Source organism: Pseudomonas sp. DWP3-1-2, assembly GCF_049896285.1.
Lineage (GTDB): Bacteria > Pseudomonadota > Gammaproteobacteria > Pseudomonadales > Pseudomonadaceae > Aquipseudomonas.
On sequence record NZ_JAFCTZ010000020.1, the window covers coordinates 1 to 20,306 of the forward strand.

Below are 20,306 nucleotides of genomic sequence, written 5' to 3' on the forward strand. Positions count from 1 at the left end.
TTGCCCATTACAACCACCGACGCTGTCACACCGCCTCGAACAATTTGCCGCCCGCTGTTTTTGAGAAACGGGCGGCCTAATGCTCCTACGGAACGGTCCAAAAAAACTGGACCACTACAAGCTCGCTCCTACAGAGCAACGCGAGGCAGCGATGGCGGTAGGACGATTAAAGACGTGTCACTGATCAACCCCGTTCGGCGGTTGATTATTTACGCTCCAGCAACCCCGGCAATTGCGCCACCAGCTTCTGGTTGTTCAACGGTGCACGAATGAACCCCCGCTGTTTCCCGTCCGGGCCCAGCAATGCCAGGTTGCCGCTGTGATCCACGGTGTAGTTCGGCTTGCTGGTATCGGCGGGGATGAAAGGAATGCTCACCGCATTGGCCAGTTTCTGAATGTCCGCAACGGGCGCTGTCAGGCCGATGAAGTCCTTGTCGAAATAACCCAGGTACTGCTTCAACTGCGCCGGTGTGTCGCGGTTCGGATCAACGCTGACCAGCACCACCCGCAGGTTGGCCAACGCTTCCTTGGGCAGTTCGCTCTTGATCTGTCGCAGCTGGGCGAGGGTGGTCGGGCAGATGTCCGGGCAGAAGGTGTAACCGAAAAACAGCATCGTCCATGTGTCCTTCAGCTCGCTGGCCACCACGGGCTGACCGTCCTGATTGGTCATTTGCAGGTCAGGCACCGTGCGGCTTTGGGGCAACAGGATGATCCCGGCATCAATCAGCGCCGTCTGGTCCCCCGGGCCTTTGCCCGAGAGCACCCGGTTGACGGTCAGGCCGAGGATCAAGGCGACGATGGCGGCGAGAATCAAAACGGTTTTCTGGGTTCGGGTCATAGGCTCAACAGTAAGTAATGGTCGACAAGCAGGGCGATGAACAGCAGGAACAGGTAATAAATAGAGTACTTGAAGGTCTCTATCGCCGCGTGCGGCCGAACGCCACGGTACAACACCCAGGCCCGATGCAGGAAGCGCACACCCAAGCCCAGGGCACACAGCAGATACAACAGCCCGCTCATGTGGATCACATACGGCAGCAGGCTGACCGCCAGCAGGATCAGCGTATAGAAGACGATATGCACTTTGGTGTAGTGCTCGCCATGGGTAACCGGCAGCATCGGGATGTCGGCCCTGGCGTATTCCTCCTTGCGATGAATCGCCAGCGCCCAGAAGTGCGGTGGCGTCCAGGCGAAGATGATCAGCACCAGCAGGAGCGGTTCGGCGCTGACATGCCCGGTAACGGCGACCCAGCCCAGCAAGGGCGGCGCTGCCCCGGCCAGCCCGCCGATGACGATGTTCTGGGGCGTGGCGCGTTTCAGAAAACCGGTGTAGATCACGGCGTACCCCAACAACGACGCCAGGGTCAGCCCAGCGGTCAACGGGTTGGTGAAGGCCAGCAGCAACGCCTGCCCGCACAACGCCAGGAGCATCGCAAACGTCAGCGCTGCGCCTGGGGACACGCGGCCGGTGGCTATCGGACGGTTATGGGTACGGGCCATCAGCGTATCGATCCGCCGATCCACCACATGGTTGACCACCGCCGCGCCGCCCGCACAACAGGCGATGCCCAGATTGCCAAACACCAGCACCGGCCAGGGCACGCCCGTGCGGGTCGCGAGAAACATGCCCACCAGCGAGGTGATCAGCATCAGCACCACGACCCTGGGCTTGGTCAGTTCCAGATAATCGCGCCAGAGCGCCTGGTTGGGGTGGGCGCGGGTCAGTGTGGTCATGGCGTGAATCTCTCATCCGGTGACGTCCTTGGAAGCGTGCGGGCGGCGCTTCCGACTTGCCCGGGAAGGCGATACCTCAACCCCGAAAATTTCGTTGCAAGTACCGACCTCTTCGCGGGCAAGCCTCGCTCCAACAGGTATCCACTATTCCTTGCGGGTGCCGGCACCCGAACCCGGAAGTTGATCAGCACCATACTCATCATCAACGCCGCGCCGCCCGCGTTATGGGCCACGGCCACCGCCAGGGGCAGGTGAAAAACGACATTGCTGATGCCCAGCCCCACCTGCACACCCAACGCCAGCAGCAACAGCCCTGCCATGCCCCTTAATCCGGCTTGCCTGAGTTGCCACGCCAGGGCCAGCAACGAGAGCGTCACCAACAGCGCACCGATGCGATGGGTCAGGTGAATGGCCGTGCGTGCTTCGCTGTCCAGCTGGCCGCCCAGATAATTCGGGCCGATGTGTTGCGTCAGATGAAAGCCGTTGGCGAAATCCGCGTCCGGCCACCATTGGCCCTGACACAGAGGCAGATCGGTGCACGCCATCGCCGCGTAATTGGCGCTGACCCAGCCGCCCAAGGCGATTTGCACACCCACCAATAGCAGGCCGACTGCCGCCATGCGCCGCAGTCGCGTCGGCAGTTGTGGCAGCACGGGAAAAGCGCCGCTCAGGCGCACCGTCAGCAGCGACAGCAGGCTCAAGGTCGCGACACCGCCCAGTAGATGCCCCGTGACCACTTGCGGCCAGAGCTTGAGCGTCACGGTCCACATGCCGAATGCTGCCTGTGCAAACACCACCCCCAACAGCACCAACGGTAACTTCACCGGTTGCCCTGCAGTATGGCGGCGCTGCCAGGCCTGAACGGCGAGGACCAGGATGAGGATCAACAGCCCTGCGGCGAAATAGCGATGGATCATCTCGTTCCAGCCTTTCTGGGCGTGGACCGGCGTGTCCGGGAAGCGCAGTTCGGCGTGCGCCAGTTGCGCCTCGCTGGCGGGCACACTGATAAAGCCGTAACAGCCCGGCCAGTCAGGACAACCCAGCCCGGCGTGGGTCAGGCGGGTGTAGGCACCGAGTAACACCACCAACAACGCCACCAGCGTGGCAAGCAGCGCCAGACGAAATCCGGGTTTGGTCATGACGACCCCCTTAGCCGATATTCGACAGTTTCAGCAGCTGGCGCAGATCGTTGAGCAAGTCCTTACCGTTCACGTCCACGCCGTAGCGCAGCACAAGGTTGCCGTGGGGATCGACGATCCAGAGTTGTGGCGCTTCACTACCCGGCGCCAGGTTTTGATAACGCGACAGCTCCAGCGGGTAGCGCTGCAATTGCGGGTATTCCCGGGTCAGTCTGGCGGCGTAGTCCGCGTCCAGCGGTTGCGCCGTGGCCAAGGCATGACTGGCCCGAGAGGCGTCGCGCCCCAGGCCGATCTGAACCTGCCGCGCCAGATACACCAGTTGCTGACACTGGGCTTCACAGGCCGTGGGTGCGCTGACCAATACCTGCCAGCGTGCCACGTCGGCGGGCACGCCAAGGTCGGCGCGGCTTTGGCCATTGCCGATCAGTTCGCCATGAAAGCTGCGATTCTCCGGCACCCAGAATTTGAACTTATACATGCTGGTGGCCAGGATCATCGGCCCGATCGCCACCAACAGTACCAGGATCAGTTGCAAGCGACCCTTGCGACGGTTTTGCGGTGAGCGCGGCTCAGACGTGCGGGTGGGGTTCATGGCCGTTCCCATGGCGGTCCTCCTTTGCCTTCTTATTGTTGTTCTGCGCGGTGTGCCAGCCCAGATAGAGATAAAGACCCGACAGCGCGATGGCCAGCGAGAACCACTGCACCGCGTAGCCCAAATGTTTTTCCGGCCCCATGGCCACCACGGGCCATCCCAGACGATAAGCCCCCAGCGCCGATGCCATGCGCAGTTCCAGGGGGAAACCTTCCCGCCCCAACTGCGCCCAAAGCGCGCTGGCATCCACGGCCGTCACCAGCCGCGGCCACGGTGCCTGGGCCGAATCTGCGTGCAACTGGAAGCTGGCGCCGGGCGCCACATAGACCCACGCATCCACATCCAGCACCTGGACGGGCGTCTGAAACGCAGGCGGCGTGCGGCGATCCGGCCACGGCAGCCATCCGCGATTGAGCAGGACCCAAAGCCCGCTGGCCTGATCCTGAAACGGCTGGAGCAATTCGACACCGACCTTGCCATCGCGCAGGCGGTTGTCGAGCAACAGACTGTGTTCAGGGTCAAAACGTCCGCGCAGTTGCACGTGGCGATAGGCCGGGTCGGGGCTGCCCGGCAACTGCTCGATCCGCACCGGCGCCGCCGTCCCGCGCTCGGCGTAGTGGGCGAGCATGACGCGTTTTTCCTCGCCCCGGCCCAACTGCCAGAACCCCAGCGCGATCAGGCATGGCAGCAAGATCAGCACCATCAGGCTCGGCAGCAGACCGGGCGCAAAGCGCTTCATCGCAGCCACCGGTCCAACAACGTGTGCCCACCTATACTCCAACGCATCGCGTTTGCTCCTGGAGTTGCCTGATGCTCAAAGCAGCGATTGTCCTGTTGTTCATCGCCACCACGGCCAGCCTGTTCAGCGGCCTGTTTTTTCTGGTCAAGGACGACAGCCAATCGACCCGTCTGGTTAAAGCCCTGACCGTTCGCGTCAGCCTTGCGGTCATTACCCTGGTGCTGATCACCTGGGGGTTCTACAGCGGCAGACTTTGAGGGTCGGCGGATCAGTCAACGCCGAGTTCCCAGACAAATTCCATTCGCGGGCTAACCTCGCGCCAACACGTCTAAAGCACATACACAAAGACAAACAGGCCGATCCACACCACGTCCACAAAGTGCCAATACCAACTCGCCGCCTCGAAACCGAACTGATGCTCGGCATCGAAATGGCCCCGCAGGATTCTTATCAGCATCACGAACAGGATGAGGGTGCCGATGGTCACGTGGGCACCGTGGAAGCCGGTGAGCATGAAAAACGTCGCGCCGTAGATACCCGAACCCAGCGTCAGACCCAGCTCTTGATAGGCGTACACATATTCCTCGGCCTGCAACGTCAGAAACGACAGACCCAGCAACACCGTGATCGCCAGCCAGATTTTCAGTGCACCGCGATGGCCTTTCTTCAGGGCATGGTGGGCGATGGTCAGCGTCACGCTGGAGCTGACCAGCAGAATGGTGTTGATCAGCGGCAGGTGCCACGGGTCGATGATGCCGCCGGGTGCCGGATAGAGTTTGGGGTCCGGTGTATTGAGCATCGGCCAGGTGTATTCAAAGTTCGGCCACAGCATGTGCGCAATGGCATTGGAGCCCTCGCCCCCCAGCCATGGACCTGACCAGTAACGGATGTAAAACAGCGCGCCGAAAAAGGCGACGAAGAACATCACCTCGGAAAAGATGAACCAGGTCATGCCCCAGCGAAACGATCGGTCCATCTGGGCGCTGTACAGGCCCGAGCGGCTTTCCTTGATGACGGTGCCAAACCAGCCAAACAGCATGTAGGCGACCAGTAAACCACCGACAAAGAAGATCAGCGGCCCATGGGAGTCCGGGCGCGCCGCCTTCATGTCGTTGAACCAGGTACCCAGGCCGTACATCGTCACCAGCAGCCCCACAGTGGCGATGATCGGCCATTTGCTCTGGGCCGGAACGTAGTAGTGCTCGTGCGTTGCCATCTGCTTCTCCTTGCTAACCGCCATTGTTCGCAACCTGCGCAGCAGGGGGTTGGCGAGCCGTAATGTCGAACAGCGTGTAGGCCAGGGTCAGGCTTTTCACGTCCTTGGGCAGGTCGCGATCCACAATGAAACGCACCGGCATTTCGATACGCTGGCCCGGTTGCAGCACTTGCCGGGTAAAGCAGAAACATTCGGTCTTGTGGAAATAAACCGCCGCCGAGCCCGGGGAAACACTCGGTACCGCCTGGGCGGTCATGGGTTTGTCGGTGGGGTTCTGCGCAACGAACAGCATCTCGTTGACCACGCCGGGATACACCTCAAGCTGATCGGCCTTGGGGTAAAAACCCCAGACCATGTCCACGGCGTTGGTGGACAGAAACTGCACCCGCACTCGCCGGCTCTGGTCGATAACCTGAGCGCCTTCGTAGGCATCGCCGGTTTTGCCATTAATGCCGAACGCCTTGCACATCACGGTGTACAGCGGCACCAATGCGAAACCGAACGCAAACATCGCCACCACGATCAGCAGCAGGCGAGTGACCAGGCGTTTGTTCGGGCTCGGGTTAGTCATCTGCAACAGCCCCTGTTGACGCGAGCGTTCTCATTTCACCTCCGGCGGCGTGGTAAAGGTGTGGTAAGGCGCCGGAGAAGGAATACTCCACTCCAGCCCTTCGGCACCGTCCCAAGGCTTGGCGGGCGCGGGTTGGCCGCCGCGAATGGTCTTGATCACGATGAACAGGAAGAAAATCTGCGTCGCGCCGAAGGTAAACGCGCCGATGGTCGAGACCATGTTGAAGTCGGCAAATTGCAGGTTGTAGTCCGGCACCCGGCGTGGCATGCCCGCCAGACCGACAAAGTGCATGGGGAAGAACGCCATGTTCATGCCGACAAAAGACAGCCAGAAGTGCAGCTTGCCCAGGGTTTCGTCGTACATGTGGCCGGTCCATTTCGGCAGCCAGTAATACGCCGACGCAAAGATCCCGAAGATGGCCCCGGGCACAAGCACGTAGTGAAAATGGGCGACGACAAAGTAAGTGTCCTGATACTGAAAATCCGCCGGTGCAATGGCCAGCATCAACCCGGAAAAGCCGCCGATGGTGAACAGAATCACGAACGCCACGGCAAATAACATGGGCGTCTCAAAGGTCAGCGAGCCTTGCCACATGGTGCTGACCCAGTTGAACACTTTTACCCCGGTGGGCACGGCGATGAGCATGGTGGCGTACATGAAGAACAACTCGCCCACCAGCGGGATGCCCACCACGAACATGTGGTGCGCCCACACCATGAACGACAGGAACGCGATGCTCGCCGTGGCATAAACCATGGAGGTGTAGCCAAACAGCGGTTTGCGGGAAAACGCCGGGATGATCGAGCTGACCGCGCCAAAGGCGGGCAGGATCATGATGTACACCTCGGGATGGCCGAAGAACCAGAACACGTGCTGAAACAACACCGGATCGCCACCGCCCGCCGCACTGAAAAAGCTGGTGCCGAAGTGGATGTCCATCAGCATCATGGTCACGCAGCCTGCCAACACCGGCATCACGGCGATCAGCAGGAACGCGGTGATCAGCCAGGTCCAGACGAACAGCGGCATTTTCATCAGCGTCATGCCGGGGGCGCGCAGATTGAGGATCGTCGCGACCACGTTGATCGCGCCCATAATCGAGCTGATTCCCATCATATGGATGGCAAATATAAAGAACGTCACGCTTTCGGGTGCATACGTCGTGGAAAGCGGGGCATAGAAGGTCCAGCCGAAATTCGGCCCGCCACCGGCCATGAACAACGTTGAAACCAGCAGGCCAAACGCGGCAGGCAGCAACCAGAAGCTGAAGTTGTTCATCCTCGGCAGCGCCATGTCCGGCGCGCCGATCATCAAGGGAATCATCCAGTTCGCCAGCCCCACAAATGCGGGCATGACGGCACCGAACACCATGATCAGGCCATGCATGGTGGTCATCTGGTTGAAGAACGCCGGCTCGACGATTTGCAGTCCCGGCTGAAACAGTTCGGCGCGGATCACCATGGCGAACGAACCGCCCAGCAGGAACATGGTGAAGCTGAACCACAGGTACAAGGTGCCGATGTCCTTGTGGTTGGTGGTCAACACCCAACGCATCAAACCCTTGGCCGGGCCGTGGGCATGGTCCTGACCGGCGTGGCCATGGTCGTCAATGACTGCACTCATGTTCTGTCTCCTGCCAGACGCTGGCTGGCATTCGTGCTTCCTGTGGGAGCGAATTCCGTTCCCGGCTGATTCATTGCTGCGCCTGCTTGAACGCCAGCACATCCTTGGGCGTGACCATGTCGCCGGTATTGTTGCCCCAGGCATGGCGTTCGTAGGTCACCACGGCCGCAATATCGACCTCCGACAACTGTTTGCCGAAGGCCGCCATGGCCGTGCCGGGTTTGCCGTTGAAGACGATCTGGAGGTGGGCCTCTTTCGGCCCCGTCGCCACTGCCGAGCCCTTGAGCGCCGGGAACAGCGGTGGCATTCCCTGGCCCTCGGCCTGATGGCAGGCCACGCAGGTGGTGTGGTAGACCTTGTCGCCCCGGGCTACGAGCTCTTCAAGGGTCCAGTCCTTGCTGGTCAGCTCCTTGAGCTTGGCGCTCTCTTCCTTGCGGCCCGCCAGCCAGGTGTCGTAATCCGCCTTGGATTTGGCCTCGACCACAATCGGCATGAAGCCATGATCCTTGCCGCACAGCTCAGTGCACTGGCCGCGATAGACGCCGGGCTTCTCGATACGGGTCCAGGCTTCGTTGACGAACCCCGGTATCGCATCGCGCTTGACGGCAAAAGCCGGCACCCACCAGGAATGAATGACATCGGCGCCAGTGACCAGAAACCGCACTTTCTGGCCGACAGGCAGCACCAATGGCTCATCAACCTCCAAGAGGTAATGCTCGCCCTTGTCGTCACGATTGTGTATCTGGTCGGCAGTGGTAGTGAGGTTGCTGAAGAACTCAACGTCCTGGCCCAGGTACTTGTAGTGCCACTTCCACTGGTAGCCGGTGATCTGGATATCGACGTCAGACTCGCTGGCGTCGTACATCTGGATGAGGGTGCGGGTCGCCGGAATCGCCATGACCACCAGAATCAGCAGCGGCACGACGGTCCACATGATTTCGACTTTGGTGTTTTCATGAAAATGCGCGGCCTGTTGGCCGGTGGAGCGCCGATGAGCAATGATCGACCAGAACATGGCAGCAAATACGACGACACCGATCACGACACATATCCAGAAAATGATCATGTGCAGATCAAATATCGCATGGCTGGTCTCGGTGGCTCCTGGTGCCATATTCACTGTCCAGGCGGCGTTCGCCTGGCTGAATATCAACCACAACAGGAGGCCCATCCAAACTGGTGGATGACGCGTCATCGCGGGTTCCCCTTTTTGTTCTTGTTGTCCCGCGGATTTTCACCTGCGGTCAAGCATCAAGGGAGCGGCTGCCACGTCAATCACCATGACCGCGTCAGGCACTGGTTTCAGCGCTGCGGCCATCAGCCAACTTCCTTCAAAGGCGAGTATAGCCACGCGCACCGGGTGCGCAACGCGCTGGTAAAAACTGCCGATTAGGCTATGAACACGGCGGCAAACGTTAAATAAATGCGTATTACTGGCAGAAAAGCCCTTTTTAATAGCCGAACCACATAAATGTGAATCTGTTATGACAAATACGTCTTAGCGGACGTCTCAAGCAGGCTACCTTAAGACTTCCCACCCTCAATGCCTGGTTTTACTGCCGTCAGGAGCCCCCATGAACACCGCCGCTTTGCGCGAGCAGATTCAACATGCCCATCGACACGAGGCCGTAACCGGTCAGTTATTGCGTCAACTGGAAATCCAGCTACCCCACCTGCACCCAGCTATCCACCTTCCTGAAGTGGATGCAAAAGGGGTCTTGAATCGCTTCGTCACGGCTTATATCGATCTGGTCCCGGACCTGCTGGACGCGGCCCATGAAGTGTCCATCGAGGCTGGTATCGAGGGGCAGATCAAACCTGTCCTGAAAATTGCCGAACACTTCTTTACCGCACCGCCTGCCATCATGCAGGGCCACGAAGGGCTGGACAGCCTGCTGGACGAGGCATATCTGGCCCACCGTCTGGTGGAAGAAGTGAATGACCTGTACATCAAGCATTTCGGCCAGCCGCTGATTCCGTCCAACACCACAGTCGCCAGCGTGATCGCCCACCAGTTGATCGGTGAGACCTTTGCCAACCAACTGGACGAAGCGGTGCACCATGCCGTGGACGAACTGCTGGATGAAGAAAGCTTTGCCCTGGATTCCGTGGAAGCCTACCGAGAACGCTTGGTCAGCCCGGACACGGAAGCAGCCTGGAAACGCTGGCCAAGCCTGTCGCGCCAGTTGGGCGTCGGTCTGGATCTGGAGCGGGGTCGGGCCTGAGGGCCAAGTCCGTCGGAGTTGAATCGCCCACCCCACTCTCGTCAGCTCCGTTGGCGCGAGCCGAGGCCAATCTGGAAAACTGCTTCGGCTGTTGATCCTGGCTTTTCATTGCCGCGATGGCCCAGACACCGCCAAACGCGCGTCGGGAGGCTGAGCGCAGGTGTCGTGGGGTGGGGCGACCGGCATGGATGCCGGGCGAGCGCCGTTGGGCCATGGATGGCCCGTCGGCGCGTACCCACACCACGGCACCGGAACGAAGGAACCCCTGCGCAGCAGGGGCCGGACGTCAGCGCACAATGGTTTCCTCCTTTTGCCGAAACAAAAGGAGTCGACCGTCAGGGCGAAACCAGAGTAAGCCGCGCCGACAATGCTGTTGCCGCCACCCGATCCGAAGCGCGCCCCCACATGGATTACCGCCATTGACAATAAGTGCTGGCGACATACAAGGACATACTCAACCCACCGCCGACCCGACACCCACGTTGGTGCGTACCCGGCCTTCCAGCCGACGCTTCAAGCCGCGAGGCTCAATGATCAGACGTGAGCCTTGTGCGGCATTGGCCCGTCCCCATTCTTCAAGCAACTCCAGACAGGAATGGTCGATGTAACTCAGATTGTTCAGCGGCACATGCAGCGTGGTGCCCTGGGGCACGTTGCCCAATGCCTTGGTCAAGGCAGGCACTTTGAGGAACGTTGCGGCGCCCACCAGTCGCAGTTCCATTTCACCTTCGGCATCCAGCGAGATCAGGCTGATCTTCAAGCGCGACGCCTTCAGCGCCAGCTTCACCAGTGTCAGACCAAAGCCCACCAGAACGCCGGTCAGCAAGTCGGTAAAAATAATCGCCGCCGCGGTTGCCGCGTAGGTGAACATCGGCATGCGCCCATAGCGTCCCAGCCCGCGAAAGGCTTTCAGGTCCACCAGTTTCATCCCGGTATAGACCAATACCCCCGCCAGACTGGCGACCGGAATGCTTTGCAGCACGCTGGACAGCAACAAGACAAACGCCAACAGCCACGCACCATGGAAAATCGAGGAGTAACGCGTGCGGGCACCGGCCTGAACGTTGGCCGAGCTGCGCACGATCACGCCGGTCATGGGCAATGCACCCACCAAACCGCAGAGCATGTTGCCCACGCCCTGTGCACTCAGCTCCTTGTCGAAGTCCGAACGTTGGCCATCGTGCATGCGGTCCACGGCAGCGGCTGACAACAAGGTTTCGGCGCTGGCAATAAAGGCCACGGCAAACGCTGCTATCAGAATCGCAGGATCGGCCAGATTCAACAGGTCGGCAGGGCGCAGCCAGTCGATGGCTTCAGCGAGGTTGTCCGGCACCTGGACACGCTTGACCTGCAACGCCAGCGCCAGACTGGCGAGCGTCGCCACACCGACACCCAGCAAGGCCCCCGGCACGAAACGCAATGACTGCGGCCGCCACTTATCCCACAGCCACATGATCAGAATCGTCCCCAGCCCCAAAAGGCCGGCCTGCATGCCGGTGCCCGGCCCGATGGCCTGAACCAGCGTCGCGGGAAAGCCCATCAGGTTATCCAGCCCGGAAGGCTTGGGCCCGCCGTCGAACATCACGTGCGCCTGTGACAGCACGATCAGCACGCCAATACCCGCCAGCATGCCGTAGACCACGGCGGGCGCCGTAACCCTGAACCAGCAGCCGAGCTTGAAGCGTCCTGCCAGCACTTGCAGCAACCCGGCCAGCAGCAGGATCGGCCCCAACATGGCCATCCCGTGCTCACGCACCACTTCGAACACCAATACCGCAAGGCCCGCCGCCGGCCCGCTCACCTGCAACGGCGAGCCGGCCAGCCAACCCACCACCAGACCGCCAATGATCCCGGTGATCAACCCTTTGGCGGGCGGCATGCCCGACGCAATGGCAATCCCCATGCACAGCGGCAGCGCGACCAGGAATACCACCACGGAAGCCAGTAGCTCCCGTGGTAAAACAGATTTCAGTTGAGCGACACCCATGACGATTCTCCGGAATGCTACAGACGTGACAAGGCCGTGCGGCGCGCGATACACGCGGGCCGCTACGAACTTGAAGAGGTTTTAAAGCGCGTTGTTAGAAACGCGACTTCGGCGTGGCCATCGGTGTTGGATGGTCGCCGTCCAGAGGCAGGAAACAATCTTGTTCAGCGTCGTAGGCTCTGATTGCGCAGGTCTCGATATCGTAGACCCAGCCGTGGATGAACAATTGTCCACTGGCCATTTTTGACGCGACTGAAGGGTGTGTACGCAAGTGCTGCAACTGGGCGATAACGTTCTCTTCGGTGAGCACGTGCATGGTTTCGGTTTCGCCAGCGCAATTGCAGTTGTCTTCAACGACCGTGCGTGCGACCTCGGCATGCCGCAGCCAGGCTTTGACCGTCGGCATTTTTTCGAGGGTATGCGGGTTGAGTACTGCGCGCATGGCGCCGCAATCGGAGTGTCCGCACACGATGATGTGGTGAACGCCCAACGCCAGGACCGCGTATTCGATGGCCGTGGAAACGCCGCCATTCATGGGGCCGTATGGCGGGACCACGTTACCGACGTTACGGGTGACGAACAGGTCGCCTGGGGAGCTTTGGGTAATCAGTTCGGGCACGATGCGCGAGTCTGCGCACGTGATGAACATCGCCCGGGGTTGCTGGGCGGTGGCGAGCTTCTTGAACAACTCTTCTTGCTGCGGGAAGACTTCGTGCCGGAAGTGCTTGAAGCCATCAACGATATGCCTAAGTGCAACATCGGCGGACTCGGCCTGCGGCAGATCGTCCGCCAATACAGCCGGAGGCTGCTTATCCAGGTCTTTCATGTCTCATCCTCTTTGACGGATTGATGTGGATGGTTGCTATGAATGAAGCTGCATCAGCGACTCGAGACACATTCCATTGTGCGAGCACGCTGGCTCATTACCTTTACAGACTAACCGCCAAAACTTAATTGAAACTGAATGCGACGCTCTAGCACGGGCATCATAGCGATATGGCATCACTTTTCCCGCAGCAAAAACGGCAGCTTTTATCAGATCACAACAATGACATTTGTCCGCCCGGCGGGCAGAACGTTTCGCTGTCCAGCACAAAACTTTCGCGCTTATCAAGGCCCAGACGCTTGATCGCCATACTGTAGCGCCGGGCAAGAAGATCGGCAAAAGGACCTTCGCCACGCATGCGCACGCCGAAACGACTGTCGTAGACCTCACCTCCGCGAACCTGCCTCACCAGACTCATGACGTGCTCGGCACGTTGCGGATAATGGGCCTTGAGCCATTCGTCGAATAACGGCGCAACCTCCAATGGCAAACGCAGCATGACGTAGCTGGCGCTTAATGCTCCGGCGGCCTTGGCTTCGCTGAGCAGGGCTTCCAGCTCCATGTCGTTGATCATCGGAATCATCGGCGCGCACAACACGCCCACCGGAATGCCAGCGTCGCGCATCACCCGAATGGCCCGTAAACGGGCTTTGGGCGCTGCGGCGCGGGGTTCGAGAATACGTTTGAGCTCGTCATCCAGCGTGGTCAGGCTGATGAACACCGACACCAGACGCTGGCTGGCCAACTCCGCCAGCAGGTCCAGATCCCGCAGGATCAACGAGCCTTTGGTAATGATCGTCACCGGATGCCGATAGCGCAGCAGCACTTGCAGAACAGCACGGGTGATCTTGTATTCGCGCTCGATAGGCTGATAAGGATCGGTATTCGCGCCCAGGGTAATCGGCGCACATTTATAACCTGGCCTGGAGAGCTGTTGTTCCAGCAGGGCGGCGGCGTTGGTCTTGGCAATCAGCCGGGTCTCGAAGTCCAGCCCCGGCGACATATCCCAATAGGCATGGCTGGGGCGGGCATAGCAGTAGATACAGCCATGCTCACAGCCGCGATAGGGGTTGATCGAACGATCGAACGGGATATCCGGCGAGCTATTGCGGGTGATGATGCTCTTGGCGGTTTCGCTGATGACCTGCGTGCCTTGCGTCAGCGGCACTTCCTGATACCAGCCGTCATCCTCGGCCACCGAACGGCTCGGCGCGAAGCGATTGTGCGGATTGCTGGCGGTACCCCGGCCACGCGGCGGGAAAATCAGGGACATGGGATTCTCCTGTACTGTCTGGATATACAGTACAGGAGAAGCATGGGATTTTGTTAGCCGCCGATCAGCGGCATGACGGCTGTAGGAGCTCACGAGCAGCGCGAGGCAGCGATTGCGGCTGCCTGACACGCCGCCATCGCGACCGTCGCCACCTCCTATTACTGCTAAAAGCTCCGTCTTGAAAGCGACATCACCTCAACTCGGATCAACCGGCTTCTTGAGCTTCGGATTCGGGAAAAACTGCACCCCCTGAACCTTCGGATCAGTCGGTTTGACCACCACCTTGTTGACCCGCGTCCCCAATTCCTTGGGGATCGACTGGCCCTGGGCGTTCAGCGTATCGCTGTAGCCGCAACCCACGCATTCACGATGAGGAACGTCGTTTTCGTTCCACATCATCAACTTGTCGGGCTCGCTGCACGCCGGGCAGACAGCCCCGGCGATGAAGCGCTTCTTGGTAATGACCACCGGTGAGTCGGTCATGCTGCCGCTTCCTCACTCAGGCCACTGTGGCGCAGCAAGGCGTCAATCGACGGCTCGCGCCCGCGGAAGTCAACGAACAGCACCATCGGCTCCTGGGAACCGCCACGGGCCAGAATGGCCTCGCGGAAGGCGCGACCGGTTTCGGCGTTGAGCACACCCTCTTCTTCAAATTTCGAGAAGGCATCGGCCGACAGCACTTCGGCCCACTTATAGCTGTAGTAACCGGCTGCATAGCCGCCAGCGAAGATGTGGGCGAAGCTGTTCGGGAAGCGATTGTAGGCAGGCGGACGCATCACCGAGACTTCGTCACGAATGCCTTCGAGCACCTGGGCCACGCTGCGGCCATCGCCATGAGTCGCGTGCAGTTCGAAGTCGAACAGCGAGAACTCCAGTTGACGAACCATCATCAGACCGGACTGGAAATTCTTCGCCGCGAGCATTTTTTCCAGCAGGTCCTGAGGCAGCGGCTCGCCGGTTTCGTAATGCCCGGAAATCAGCGCCAGACCTTCCGGCTCCCAGCACCAGTTCTCCATGAACTGGCTCGGCAGCTCCACGGCGTCCCACGCCACACCGTTGATGCCTGACACGCCAGCGTGTTCAACGCGGGTCAGCAGGTGATGCAGGCCGTGACCGAATTCGTGGAACAACGTGGTGACTTCGTCGTGCGTCAGCAACGCAGGTTTGCCCGGCGAGGCGGGCGTGAAATTGCACACCAGATTGGCCACCGGGCTTTGCAGTTGGCCTTCAGCCGTGCGCCGACGATCACGCGCACCGTCCATCCACGCGCCGCCGCGCTTGTTGGCGCGGGCGTACAGATCAAAGAAGAAACGACCGACATGCTGGTCGTTTTCCTTGATTTCGAACAAGCGAACATCCGGATGCCAGGTGTCGAAGCCTTTTTGTTCGGCGATTTCGATGCCGTACAGACGCTGCACGATGGCAAACAGCCCGCCCAGCACTTTGTCGATGGGGAAGTAGGCGCGCAGGGCTTCCTGGGAAACGCTGTAACGCTGTTCACGCAGCTTCTCGCCGTAGAAACCGCTGTCCCAACTCTGGAGGTCCGGGCAGCCTTGTTCAGCGGCATAGGCCTTGAGCTGTTCCAGATCCTGCGCCGCAAATGGCTTGCTGCGCTTGGCCAGATCCCGCAGGAAACTCAGCACTTGATCGCTGGATTCGGCCATCTTGGTGGCGAGACTCAGCTCGGAGAAGCTGGCAAAACCCAGCAAGGTAGCCAGTTCCTGGCGCAAATCGAGAATCTGCTCCATGACCGGACCATTGTCGTTCTGGCCGGCATTCGGGCCCTGGTCCGAGGCGCGGGTGCAATACGCGGCGTAGACTTCCTCGCGCAAGGCGCGGTCTTCGGCGTAAGTCATCACCGCGTAGTAGCTCGGGAATTCCAGCGTGATCAGGAACCCTTCCAGATCCTTGGCCTTGGCGGCGGCAGCCATTTGCTGCCTGGCCGAATCGGTCAGGCCCGCGAGTGCGGCTTCGTCCGTGACCAGCTTGGTCCAGGCTTGCGTGGCATCCAGAAGCTGGTTGGAAAACTGGCTGCCCAGCTCGGACAATTTGCTCTGCACCTCGGCGTAGCGTTTCTGCTGTTCGGGCGGCAAGTCGATGCCCGACAGGCGGAAATCACGCAGGGAATGTTCCAGAATGGTTTTCTGCGCCACGTCAAAGCCGGCGGCTTCCGGACTGTTGGCCAGGGCTTCGAAGGCCTGGAACAGCTCGCGATTCTGACCCATCTCAGTGGAATAGGCGCTCAACGCGGGCAGGCACGACTCGTAGGCTTCGCGCAGTTCAGCGCTGTTGCACACGGCGTTCAAGTGGCTGACCGGGCTCCAGGCAGCACCGAGGCGGTCATTGAGTTCGTCCATCGCCAACACCAGCCCGGCCCATGTAGGCTGCGAGCCTTGCTTGACGAGAATGTCGGCAATCGCAGCGCGGTTGTCGGCAATGATCTGTTCGATGGCAGGTTTGACATGCTCGGCACGGATCGCCGAAAAAGGTGGCAGGTCGTAGGATTGCAGAAGCGGGTTGTTCGCGCTCACGGTTTTGCACCTTGGCTGGAAGAAACACCCACGCATCTTAATTACAATCGGCGCGGTGCGCAGCTATCAGCGCCAAAGAAGGAGCCTATCGTGGCCATCCGTACCTTTCAGAATCACACCCCGGCCCTCGGTGAGCGGGCGTTCGTGGATCATTCAGCCGTGGTGCTGGGCGATGTGGAGATCGGCGCCGACAGCTCTGTCTGGCCGCTGACCGTCATTCGCGGCGACATGCACCGTATCCGCATCGGCGCGCGCACCAGCGTGCAGGACGGCAGCGTGCTGCACATCACCCACGACGGCCCGTTCAACCCCGACGGTTTTCCGCTGTTGATCGGCGACGACGTGACCATCGGCCACAAAGTCATGCTGCATGGCTGCACCGTCGGCAATCGCATCCTGATTGGCATGGGCAGCACGATCATGGACGGTGCGGTGGTCGAAGACGAGGTGATCATCGGCGCGGGCAGCCTGGTGCCGCCGGGCAAAACGCTGGAAAGCGGCTTTTTGTATGTAGGACGCCCGGTGAAACAGATGCGGGCATTGACCGAAAAGGAAATCGCCTTTTTCCCTTACAGCGCCGCCAACTACGTCAAGCTCAAGGATCTGCACCTTGCCGAAGGCTTTGATCAGCCGTGCTGAGCCCATCCCGGAAAACCGATTGAGATCCCCATGCATTACCAGAATATTCTGTTCGACCTTGATGGCACGCTGACCGACCCGCGCCTGGGTATCACCCGTTCGATCCAGTTTGCGCTGGGCAAACTCGGCATCGACGAACCCGACCTCGCCAACCTCGAACACTTCATCGGCCCGCCGTTGTTGCAACAGTTCATGCTCGTATACAACATGGATGAGGCCAAGGCGTGGGAGGCCGTGGGGTTCTACCGCGAGCGCTTCAAGGTCACAGGGCTGTATGAAAACCTGGTCTTCGATGGCGTATTCCAACTGCTGGACGCGTTGGCCGATCAAGGGCGCAACCTGTTCATTGCCACGTCCAAACCTTGGGTCTTCGCCCACGAAATCGCCCGACACTTTGATTTCGCCCGGCATTTCAAGATGATCTACGGCAGCGAACTGGACGGCACACGCACCGACAAGGTCGAATTGATCGCGCACCTGCTTGCTGAGGAAAAGCTTGATCCGAAGCAAACGCTGATGATCGGCGACCGCAAACACGACCTGATCGGCGGGCTGCGCAACGGCCTGGACGTGGCGGCAGTAGGCTATGGTTTTGGGAGCCATGAAGAATTGCAGGCCGAATCGCCGACGTATCACTTCGCGACCGTGGCTGAGTTGCATGAGGCGTTTTTCAAGACATGAACGGATTTCCCCAGGACCGGCTTCAGCCGGGAAGGGTCCATCCCGTGCATCCGTGCCTTCAGAAATGCCGCCCTCCCGGCTAAAGCCGGTCCCACGGGGTGAACCATTGCAGCAAATCCGCGCAACGCCCGGTCCAACCTTCATTCAATAACAAAACAAGGAGGGAACCGATGCCGCAGTCCTGTTCCATCGAGCAAGCCGTCGCCCAGGTGATCGCGCAATTGCCGACCCATATTCATATGGGCATTCCTCTGGGGCTCGGCAAGCCGAACCGGTTCGTCAATGCGCTGTACGAGCGCATCAAGCAGTTGCCCGACCGCCAGTTGACGATCTACACAGCGCTGACCCTCGGACGGCCTGCCGTGGGCGAAGGGTTGAAGGAGCGCTTTCTGCAGCCCTTCCTGGAGCGGGTGTTCGATGATTATCCGGAGCTGGATTATCTGGCCGATCTGCATGGCGACAGCCTGCCACCCAATATCCGCGTGCAGCAGTTTTTCATGCAGCCGGGCAGTTTGCTCAACAGCGTACCGGCACAGCAGGACTACATCAGCAGCAATTACAGCCACGCCGCCCGGGACATCAACGCCAATGGCCTGAATCTGGTGGCGCAACTGGTGGCGCGTGATGAGCAGCGGCCGGGCACGCTGAGTTTAAGTTGCAACCCGGACATCACCCTCGACCTGCTGCCGATGATCGCCAAGCGTCGCGCTGCCGGGGAAACCGTCTTGTTGGTGGGCCATGTCCACGCTGATTTGCCCTATATGCCGGGTGATTCAGAACTGGATATCGAAGCGTTCGATTTCCTGCTGGAAGACGATGAGCGCACCACCCTGTTCTCCACGCCGAACATGCCGGTGGGCTATCAGGACCATTTCATTGGGCTGCATGCCAGTACGTTGGTGCGCGATGGCGGCACGTTGCAGATCGGCATCGGCTCCATGGGCGATGCGCTGACGGCCGCGCTGCTGGCTCGACAAGCCGACAACGAGACATATCGCGCCCTGCTGGCCGAGCTGAACCTGAGCGACTGGCAGGCCCTGATCGACCTCGAAGGTGGCGTGTTGCCATTCGTTTCCGGCCTGTACGGCTGCAGCGAAATGTTCGTCAACGGCCTGTTGGTGCTGGTCGATGCCGGGATCATTCGGCGCAAGGTCTATGACGACGTGATACGCCAGCGCGAGGCCAACGACGGCACGCTGGACGAAGCGGCCTACGCCGACGGCACCATCGTGCATGGCGGGTTTTTCCTGGGGCCGCAGAGTTTCTACGCGCGGTTGCGGGAGTTTTCCCAGGAGCGAATGGGCCATTTCAACATGACGGCCATCAGTTACATCAACGAGCTGTATGGCCATGAAGAGCTCAAACGCCTGCAACGCCGGGACGCACGCTTTATCAACAGCGTGTTCACCGTGACGCTGATGGGCGCGGCGGTGGCGGACCAACTGGAAGACGGACGGGTGTTGAGCGGCGTAGGCGGGCAATACAACTTTGTTGCCCAGGCCCACGCCCTGGAAGGCGCGCGCTCGATTCTGATCCTGCGCAGCTGGCGCGAGGCAGGCGGGGAGGTCAGCTCCAATATCGTCTGGGATTACGGCCACACGACGATTCCCCGGCACCTGCGGGACATCATCGTGACCGAGTACGGGATTGCTGATTTGCGCGGCAAAACCGATGCCGCCGTCATCGAAGCCATGCTCAATATCAGCGACTCGCGCTTTCAGGCGGGCTTGATCGAGAAAGCGCAGAAAATCGGCAAGCTGCCCAAGGATTTCCGCCTCAACCCACGCTTCGCGCACAACACGCCCGAGCGCTTGCAGGCCATTGCCGAGCAGTATTCACAGTTGTTCACCGAATACCCGCTGGGCTGCGACTTCAGCGCGCAAGAGCGCGACTTGTTGCGGGCGTTGAACTGGCTGGAGAGCAAATTCAAGCTCACCGAAATCCTTGAACTGGGCAAGGCGACGCTGGACGCGCCGGAACCGTCGGCCTTCCCGACCCAGCTTGCGCGCATGCAACTGGATCAGCCGCAGGGGTTGAAGGAAGAGCTGTATCAGCGGTTGTTGCTCGCCGGCTTGCAAAACACCGCACGCCCGGACCCTTGATCGGGCGTGCGACGGCAGTGATTTTGCGGCGCGACGTGAATCGCTGATCGCTGCCTCGCGTTGCTCGTGAGCTCCTACAATCGGATGTGTAGGAGCTCACGAGCAACGCGAGGCAGCGATAGTTTTATAAGGGGAGTCGTATCAACTGACACGCCGCATTCCCCGTAGGAGCTACCGGGGTGGCGATCCACCTTGCTCGCGATGGCGGCGGGTCAGTCAATATCGTGTGTGTCAGATACATCGAATCGCGAGGCAGCGATTGGGCATCACTCCATAAACGTAACAGTGCCACCCGCCAAGGATTTCACCTGTAGTGGTCCAGTTTTTTTGGACCGTTCCGTAGGAGCATTAGGCCGCCCGTTTCTCAAAAACAGCGGGCGGCAAATTGTTCGAGGCGGTGTGACAGCGTCGGTGGTTGTAATGGGCAA

The 20,306-nt window shown here is 60.1% G+C and carries 19 protein-coding genes; 5 read left to right on the top strand and 14 right to left on the bottom strand.

The genetic code is table 11. The annotated features are described in order from the left end of the window. Nucleotides 1-205: 205 nt before the first annotated feature. The 5 genes from ACP7B0_RS23165 to ACP7B0_RS23185 are packed head-to-tail and all read right to left on the bottom strand — an operon-like array spanning nucleotide 206 to nucleotide 4,204. On the bottom strand, nucleotides 206-838 hold the full coding sequence (locus ACP7B0_RS23165) for an SCO family protein (protein WP_426144072.1): 633 nt from the start codon (nucleotides 836-838) through the stop codon (nucleotides 206-208). After that, nucleotides 835-1,734, bottom strand: coding sequence for a heme o synthase (gene cyoE / locus ACP7B0_RS23170; protein WP_426144074.1), 900 nt, complete (start codon nucleotides 1,732-1,734; stop codon nucleotides 835-837). The genes ACP7B0_RS23165 and cyoE overlap by 4 nt, the downstream gene beginning before the upstream one ends. Beyond that, nucleotides 1,731-2,873, bottom strand: a complete 1,143-nt coding sequence (locus ACP7B0_RS23175) for a COX15/CtaA family protein (RefSeq protein WP_426144075.1) — start codon at nucleotides 2,871-2,873, stop codon at nucleotides 1,731-1,733. The genes cyoE and ACP7B0_RS23175 overlap by 4 nt, the downstream gene beginning before the upstream one ends. Nucleotides 2,874-2,883: 10 nt before the next feature. Then, nucleotides 2,884-3,477 carry a hypothetical protein gene (locus ACP7B0_RS23180; RefSeq protein ID WP_426144076.1) on the bottom strand — a complete coding sequence of 198 codons (594 nt, stop codon included), beginning with the start codon at nucleotides 3,475-3,477 and terminating at the stop codon, nucleotides 2,884-2,886. Next, nucleotides 3,443-4,204, bottom strand: coding sequence for an SURF1 family protein (locus ACP7B0_RS23185; RefSeq protein ID WP_426144078.1), 762 nt, complete (start codon nucleotides 4,202-4,204; stop codon nucleotides 3,443-3,445). The genes ACP7B0_RS23180 and ACP7B0_RS23185 overlap by 35 nt, the downstream gene beginning before the upstream one ends. A 71-nt stretch (nucleotides 4,205-4,275) precedes the next feature. Between ACP7B0_RS23185 and ACP7B0_RS23190 the strand changes: the two genes are divergently transcribed. Then, nucleotides 4,276-4,461, top strand: a complete 186-nt coding sequence (locus ACP7B0_RS23190; protein ID WP_426144079.1) for a twin transmembrane helix small protein — start codon at nucleotides 4,276-4,278, stop codon at nucleotides 4,459-4,461. 71 nt (nucleotides 4,462-4,532) lie between these two features. Here ACP7B0_RS23190 and ACP7B0_RS23195 read toward each other — a convergent pair whose 3' ends face one another. The 4 genes from ACP7B0_RS23195 to coxB all read right to left on the bottom strand — a co-directional run bounded on the left by ACP7B0_RS23195 (nucleotide 4,533) and on the right by coxB (nucleotide 8,809). Next, a complete protein-coding gene (locus ACP7B0_RS23195; RefSeq protein ID WP_426144081.1) occupies nucleotides 4,533-5,420 on the bottom strand; it encodes a cytochrome c oxidase subunit 3 in 888 nt (295 codons plus the stop codon). 13 nt (nucleotides 5,421-5,433) lie between these two features. Next, a complete protein-coding gene (locus tag ACP7B0_RS23200; protein ID WP_426144083.1) occupies nucleotides 5,434-5,991 on the bottom strand; it encodes a cytochrome c oxidase assembly protein in 558 nt (185 codons plus the stop codon). A gap of 30 nt (nucleotides 5,992-6,021) precedes the next feature. After that, complete coding sequence (gene ctaD / locus ACP7B0_RS23205; RefSeq protein ID WP_426144084.1) at nucleotides 6,022-7,614, bottom strand: cytochrome c oxidase subunit I; 1,593 nt, start codon at nucleotides 7,612-7,614, stop codon at nucleotides 6,022-6,024. A 70-nt stretch (nucleotides 7,615-7,684) separates the two neighbouring features. After that, the gene (coxB, locus tag ACP7B0_RS23210; protein WP_426144086.1) at nucleotides 7,685-8,809 is read right to left on the bottom strand and encodes a cytochrome c oxidase subunit II; all 1,125 of its coding nucleotides are present in this window, start codon (nucleotides 8,807-8,809) and stop codon (nucleotides 7,685-7,687) included. Nucleotides 8,810-9,188: 379 nt separating this feature from the next. Here coxB and ACP7B0_RS23215 point away from each other — a divergent pair, with 379 nt between their 5' ends. Continuing rightward, on the top strand, nucleotides 9,189-9,839 hold the full coding sequence (locus ACP7B0_RS23215; protein ID WP_426144087.1) for a hypothetical protein: 651 nt from the start codon (nucleotides 9,189-9,191) through the stop codon (nucleotides 9,837-9,839). A 454-nt stretch (nucleotides 9,840-10,293) separates the two neighbouring features. Here the strand turns inward: ACP7B0_RS23215 and ACP7B0_RS23220 are convergent, their stop codons facing one another. From ACP7B0_RS23220 to prlC, 5 genes are all read right to left on the bottom strand, one after another. After that, the gene (locus ACP7B0_RS23220) at nucleotides 10,294-11,826 is read right to left on the bottom strand and encodes a SulP family inorganic anion transporter (RefSeq protein WP_426144088.1); all 1,533 of its coding nucleotides are present in this window, start codon (nucleotides 11,824-11,826) and stop codon (nucleotides 10,294-10,296) included. A 94-nt stretch (nucleotides 11,827-11,920) separates the two neighbouring features. Beyond that, nucleotides 11,921-12,652, bottom strand: a complete 732-nt coding sequence (locus tag ACP7B0_RS23225; protein WP_426144090.1) for a carbonic anhydrase — start codon at nucleotides 12,650-12,652, stop codon at nucleotides 11,921-11,923. Nucleotides 12,653-12,866: 214 nt separating this feature from the next. Continuing rightward, nucleotides 12,867-13,925, bottom strand: coding sequence for a PA0069 family radical SAM protein (locus tag ACP7B0_RS23230; protein ID WP_426144091.1), 1,059 nt, complete (start codon nucleotides 13,923-13,925; stop codon nucleotides 12,867-12,869). Between the two features lie 195 nt (nucleotides 13,926-14,120). Continuing rightward, the gene (locus ACP7B0_RS23235) at nucleotides 14,121-14,408 is read right to left on the bottom strand and encodes a YheV family putative zinc ribbon protein (protein ID WP_426144092.1); all 288 of its coding nucleotides are present in this window, start codon (nucleotides 14,406-14,408) and stop codon (nucleotides 14,121-14,123) included. Continuing rightward, nucleotides 14,405-16,456: an oligopeptidase A gene (prlC, locus tag ACP7B0_RS23240; protein ID WP_426144093.1), complete on the bottom strand. Its 2,052-nt coding sequence runs from the start codon at nucleotides 16,454-16,456 to the stop codon at nucleotides 14,405-14,407. The genes ACP7B0_RS23235 and prlC overlap by 4 nt, the downstream gene beginning before the upstream one ends. Nucleotides 16,457-16,546: 90 nt before the next feature. Here prlC and ACP7B0_RS23245 point away from each other — a divergent pair, with 90 nt between their 5' ends. The 3 genes from ACP7B0_RS23245 (at nucleotide 16,547) to ACP7B0_RS23255 (ending at nucleotide 19,878) form a co-directional block, all read left to right on the top strand. After that, complete coding sequence (locus ACP7B0_RS23245) at nucleotides 16,547-17,095, top strand: gamma carbonic anhydrase family protein (RefSeq protein ID WP_426144095.1); 549 nt, start codon at nucleotides 16,547-16,549, stop codon at nucleotides 17,093-17,095. A 30-nt stretch (nucleotides 17,096-17,125) separates the two neighbouring features. Next, on the top strand, nucleotides 17,126-17,776 hold the full coding sequence (locus tag ACP7B0_RS23250; RefSeq protein ID WP_426144097.1) for an HAD family hydrolase: 651 nt from the start codon (nucleotides 17,126-17,128) through the stop codon (nucleotides 17,774-17,776). Between the two features lie 170 nt (nucleotides 17,777-17,946). Continuing rightward, on the top strand, nucleotides 17,947-19,878 hold the full coding sequence (locus ACP7B0_RS23255) for an acetyl-CoA hydrolase/transferase C-terminal domain-containing protein (protein WP_426144098.1): 1,932 nt from the start codon (nucleotides 17,947-17,949) through the stop codon (nucleotides 19,876-19,878). The last annotated feature ends 428 nt before the right edge of the window (nucleotides 19,879-20,306 follow it).